6 protein-coding genes are annotated in these 4,532 nt (G+C 60.1%); 3 read left to right on the top strand and 3 right to left on the bottom strand.

Annotated elements, in window-relative coordinates; genetic code table 11:
- The coding region (locus tag JCM12296_RS32545) for a hypothetical protein (protein WP_157068114.1) at window positions 1-575 on the bottom strand (575 nt) is incomplete at its 3' end.
- The gene (locus JCM12296_RS32550; RefSeq protein WP_054701854.1) at window positions 572-1,261 is read right to left on the bottom strand and encodes a hypothetical protein; all 690 of its coding nucleotides are present in this window, start codon (window positions 1,259-1,261) and stop codon (window positions 572-574) included. The genes JCM12296_RS32545 and JCM12296_RS32550, both read right to left, overlap by 4 nt.
- A gap of 151 nt (window positions 1,262-1,412) precedes the next feature.
- On the opposite strand from JCM12296_RS32550, the gene JCM12296_RS32555 reads away from it, so the two are divergent.
- The 3 genes from JCM12296_RS32555 to JCM12296_RS32565 are packed head-to-tail and all read left to right on the top strand — an operon-like array spanning window position 1,413 to window position 3,913.
- Entirely contained in the window at window positions 1,413-2,102 is a 690-nt protein-coding gene (locus tag JCM12296_RS32555) for an ATP-binding cassette domain-containing protein (RefSeq protein WP_054701857.1), read from the top strand.
- Window positions 2,092-2,841, top strand: coding sequence for an ABC transporter permease (locus JCM12296_RS32560; protein ID WP_054701861.1), 750 nt, complete (start codon window positions 2,092-2,094; stop codon window positions 2,839-2,841). Before JCM12296_RS32555 ends, JCM12296_RS32560 begins: the two co-directional genes overlap by 11 nt.
- 22 nt (window positions 2,842-2,863) lie before the next feature.
- Window positions 2,864-3,913, top strand: a complete 1,050-nt coding sequence (locus JCM12296_RS32565; protein ID WP_157068115.1) for an ABC transporter substrate-binding protein — start codon at window positions 2,864-2,866, stop codon at window positions 3,911-3,913.
- Between the two features lie 164 nt (window positions 3,914-4,077).
- Here JCM12296_RS32565 and JCM12296_RS32570 read toward each other — a convergent pair.
- The coding region (locus JCM12296_RS32570) for a hypothetical protein (RefSeq protein WP_218188404.1) at window positions 4,078-4,532 on the bottom strand (455 nt) is incomplete at its 5' end.

Below are 4,532 nucleotides of genomic sequence, written 5' to 3' on the forward strand. Positions count from 1 at the left end.
TCGGCCTGCCCGCCTTGGGCGCCGCCGGTCGCCGTCAGGTCAACCACCGGCGCGGGAATCTCGAGCGCCACCGGCCCCATGCGGGCATGAATGGGTGATCCCGCCCGGTCAGCCGGTCTTTCGGCGGACTTGCATTGCACCGTCCACTGGCCGTCAATGGTTTGGGTCATGTCGAAATCCAGGGATATCGGCAAGGCATCCTGCAGGATGAATGAGGGATTGCCCATGGCGCCCCCAGGAACGGATAGCCGGGTGCCGCCGGAAAGGCTGATGCCGGAATCGCCGCGCACCAGGGTGCCGGACAATTGTTGCAGGGTCACCGGCATCGGCCGCTGCAGGGAGATCCCGGTGGCGGCAAACCGCCAGGTGGCCATATCGGTCGACGCAGCGGTGATCCGGGCAATTCCGTCCGCCCCGTCCGGCGTCATCCGCAAATTTCCGTAAGTCACCCGCCCCGCACGCCATTTCAGCTGCAAATCCACATTCGTGATCGAAAGCGGCGCCCAGTGCACATCGCATTGCCCGGCGAATTCGGCCATGCCGTCGAGGTCCAGGCCAGCGACCCGGTGCATCATATCGGCAAAGGCATCCAGGCGACCGCCGGCCCGGTAAGCGCCAAGTGGGCCGAAGGTCCGGTCAGATCCACACGCGCGGATAAGGTCAAACGCTGATCCCGGGGAAACAGCTGCAGGTGGGCATCGAGGACGGCTTGCCCTTCCCCTTGGGAAGTGAGATCCAATTCAAAGGGAATCTGCATCAGGCGGCCCTTTTCGGTCAAGCGCAACAAGCCGTTGCGGACCTCCAGGCGCTCCAACCCGAAATCCGGCGGGCCGCCAGCATCGGCGGTATCCGCGGCACGGGGCGATGCGTCGCTTCCCATGACACCCCGGTCAATCCCGGGAAAGGTAATGCCGTCCGGCGCGAGTGTTGCGTTGATGACCACATCGCGGATAATCCCGCGGCGGATTTTTTTATGTCGCAGCTCACCAGGGGTATAGGCGAGGGTCACGTTGCCGATAAAAAGGGCGGGCCGGTCGCTGGGACCGAAAACAAAAGGCCCGGCCATGGCGTGGTAAGGGCCGATCTGCGAAATTCGGGCCTTGAAGTCCGAGATGCCCCACCGGCGAAGGGATTCGCTGGAAATCAGCTCGGTTGCCAATGTGGGAAGATAAAGATAGCCCGCCATCAACAGCATCGCTGCCACAGCCGACAACCTCACCCCGATCGAGATCCACTTCTTCCACCCCCGCCTGCTGGCCATCGAATCGCCTATCTATCTCCTCGCATATGATCAGATTATGGCTGGAAAAATTTATTTCTAAATGATATTGAACAGATATCTTTGTGTCAAACAAAATTGGCCAATCTTCATGAAACCCCCGGATCAGGGAGAAACTAACCGAAGCGCACCCATGATCGCATGTCACAACATCACCTTCCGGTATCCGGGCAGCGAAACACCGCTATTCGAGGGGCTTGATCTTAAGATCGACACGCCTGGTTTTCACGCCCTCTTCGGCCCCTCGGGCGTGGGAAAAACCACCTTGGCCAAGATTATTTCGGGAGATATCACCGCCTCCGCCGGTCAGGTGTCGATTGAAACGCCGCTGCCCTGCCTCTACACCTTCAACCGTGAACGCTTGCCCGGATGGTCGTCGGTGGGCCGACACCTTGCGAAGACCACGCCTCCAGGACGGGAGACCTTGCGTGACGCGTTGGTCGACCGGTTCGGCCTGGCCACGCTCATGGGGCTGCGCTTTTCGCAGCTCTCCATGGGACAGTGTAACCGGGTCAACCTGTTGCGCTACCTGCTTCAGGATTTCAGTATTCTCATCATGGATGAAAGCCTGGCCAACGTCGATGAACCCACCCGCCAGGATATTCTCTACCAGATCAAGGCCCGTTTTCCGGAAAGGGTATTCCTCTACATCTCCCACAACGTGGTCGAGGTGGCCCGCTTCTGCGACCGCATCATCGTCTGCCGCGGGGCGCATCAAAAGCCTCAGGTTCAATTGATTCCTGGCCAGGATCACCGTGCCGACCGACCGCTGGACAAGAACGCCATGGAACGCGCCATGCTGGAGATCATGAATGCTGCATAGACGCATCACCCAGTTTCTTTTGATCTATATCCTGGGACTCGGCCTGTTGTTCGGTCTCAAAGGGGTGCTGAGCCTCTCCGATTATGTCATCCCCGGACCGATGGGCGTCTGGCAAACCGGCAAGGCAGAATTCCTGCGGTATCTGAAAGATGTGCTGAACACCTTCTTGGTGGCCGTTATCGGGCAACTGCTCTCCATTCTCATGGCCTTTACCGTGGGGATTTTAGGGCGTCGGGCCACCTGGTTCGGCTCGTTCATCAAGGTAGCGGCCTATAATGTCCAGGCCTACCCCATCGTGGCCATCGCACCGATCCTGTTCATCCTTTTGGGCGACGGCTTTCTCACCCGACTGATCATTGCGGCCATGATCTGCTATTTCCCGTTGTTGCTTTCCATCATCGGCATCATGAGCGAGCCGGTCAGCGATATCGAACATTTTTACCGCGTCACCGGGCGCCTGCGCTGGCAGTTGGAGGTCAAAATCCGGGCCTTCGAAAACCTGAACAAGCTGACCACGGTCATTGCCGGCAGCGCGACCCTGGCCATGGCCGGGACCATCGTATCCGAATTCATTGCCGCCAATGCCGGCATCGGCTACAGCATCCGTATCGCGCTCTATCAGAGTGATCTGTCAAAAATTCTGGTGGCCCTGTTTCTTATCGGCATCACCCTTTCCATCTACCAGGGAATGCTCGAATTGATCGGTGCCGGGGTAAAAAAGGCCTGGGCCGCCGGTTAATCTGCTATCGGGAGGTCAACCCATGGAACCATCGTGTCGTCTTTTTCGTCTTGCCACCGGTATGGCGCTGATTTTCATGGCGGCTGCACTGGCGGCGCCGCTGCCTGCCACGGCCCAGGAAAAGATGGCCTATCGGCTCAAATGGCTGATTAACGCCAGCACCGCCGGCGATGTGGTCGCCCGGCAGCAGGGATTCTTCTCCCGCGAGGGACTGGATGTGGCGGTCAAGGCCGGTGGGCCGGAACGGGACGCCATCCGTGAATTGGAGTTGGGGTATGCCCAGTTTGGGGTGGCATCGGCCGATCAGGTGATTCGCGCCCTGGCCAAAGGCGCACCCGTGGTGGTCCTGGCGCAGTTGTTTCAGGTCAATCCCCTGCAATGGATCTACCGTCCGGCGGAGTTCACCCTGACGACGGTCAGGGATCTTGCCGGGCGGACCGTCGGCGTCACCTACGGCGGCAATGACGAGACCATCATGCGCGCCCTTTTGGCGACCGCCGGCATGGACAAGGGACAGGTCAAGCTGGCCAGCGTGCGCTACGACTACACCCCCTTCTTCCAGAAGGCGGTACCGATCTGGCCGGTTTATCGGAATACCCAGGGCATTTTTCTGGCGGACAAATTGAAGGCCAACGGCGAGGCGGTGGCCTTCTTCGACCCCTCCCGGCACGGAATCCGGTTCGTGGCCAACAGCGTGGTGTCGTCCCAGCAGATGGTCGACCACCATATGGATACGGTCCGGCGCTTCACCCGCGCCCTTTTTGGCCGGCTGGCAGGCCGCCATGGACCCGGCCAACGAGGACGCGACGATTGCCGCCATTGCCGAGCACGACCGCGATACCGCCAATGCGGTCATGCGCCGTCAGCTGGCCGTTACCCGTCAGATGATTCAACCCGACCCGGCCATCCCCATCGGCCACATCGATACGGCCGCCTGGAAGCAGACCGAAGCGATCATGCTGGCCCAACACCTAATCGACAAGCCCGTTGCCGTCGACACCTGGCTGCGACCGCCAGCGGGCCAATAGCCGACTCGGCAGGGGATACGAATTCCTGCTTGATGGACTCGTAAAAAGTCGCATTTCCGACGGATTCGTAAGAAGCCCGAGATCAAGGCTTGCGAATCCTGAGAATACCGCTATCGCGGGTGCCGTAGGCAGCGTACTTTTGCGTACGCCGCAGTGACGAAGGGTGAAGCGTAACGCCGATATCGGGCTTTTTACGAATCCGTCCTGATTATTCGGGGTATAGGGCGCTTACCTTTTTCTGCAGCACTTTGGAACGCATCCACAAATAGCCGGTCTTCGTCTTCCCATCAAAAGTGAGGAAGCGATCGGCGGTCGGGTCGTCCCGCCAACGGTAGCGATCAACGGAGGGCGCCTCCCGCTGCCCCTCGCCGTAACGCCGGAAGGCCTCGGCCTTGAGGGCCGAGAAATCGAGGTAGTTACTGACCTCCACCAGGATGGTATAAAGCCCGCCCTTCCAGAAGCCGTAATAGACGTTGTCCACGCTGGCCCGACCGAAATGATCCGTTCGCGGCTGGCGCACATATTGTTCGACCCCGCCGTAGGCGGATCCGTTTCCACCAGTTCTAACTCGCCAAGCCGGGATGGCGGCGAACCCCATTTCAGCTCGACAAACCCGGTCGTACCGGCATCCGACGCAAGCGCGGGGCGGCCCCCGGGCCGGCC

The organism is Desulfosarcina cetonica JCM 12296 (genome assembly GCF_001311845.1).
Lineage (GTDB): Bacteria > Desulfobacterota > Desulfobacteria > Desulfobacterales > Desulfosarcinaceae > Desulfosarcina > Desulfosarcina cetonica.

Coding starts and splice junctions, on each gene's coding strand:
- JCM12296_RS32550 (WP_054701854.1), bottom strand. CDS start 1,261: ATGGCCAGCAGGCGGGGGTGGAAGAAGTGGATCTCGATCGGGGTGAGG.
- JCM12296_RS32555 (WP_054701857.1), top strand. CDS start 1,413: ATGATCGCATGTCACAACATCACCTTCCGGTATCCGGGCAGCGAAACA.
- JCM12296_RS32560 (WP_054701861.1), top strand. CDS start 2,092: ATGCTGCATAGACGCATCACCCAGTTTCTTTTGATCTATATCCTGGGA.
- JCM12296_RS32565 (WP_157068115.1), top strand. CDS start 2,864: ATGGAACCATCGTGTCGTCTTTTTCGTCTTGCCACCGGTATGGCGCTG.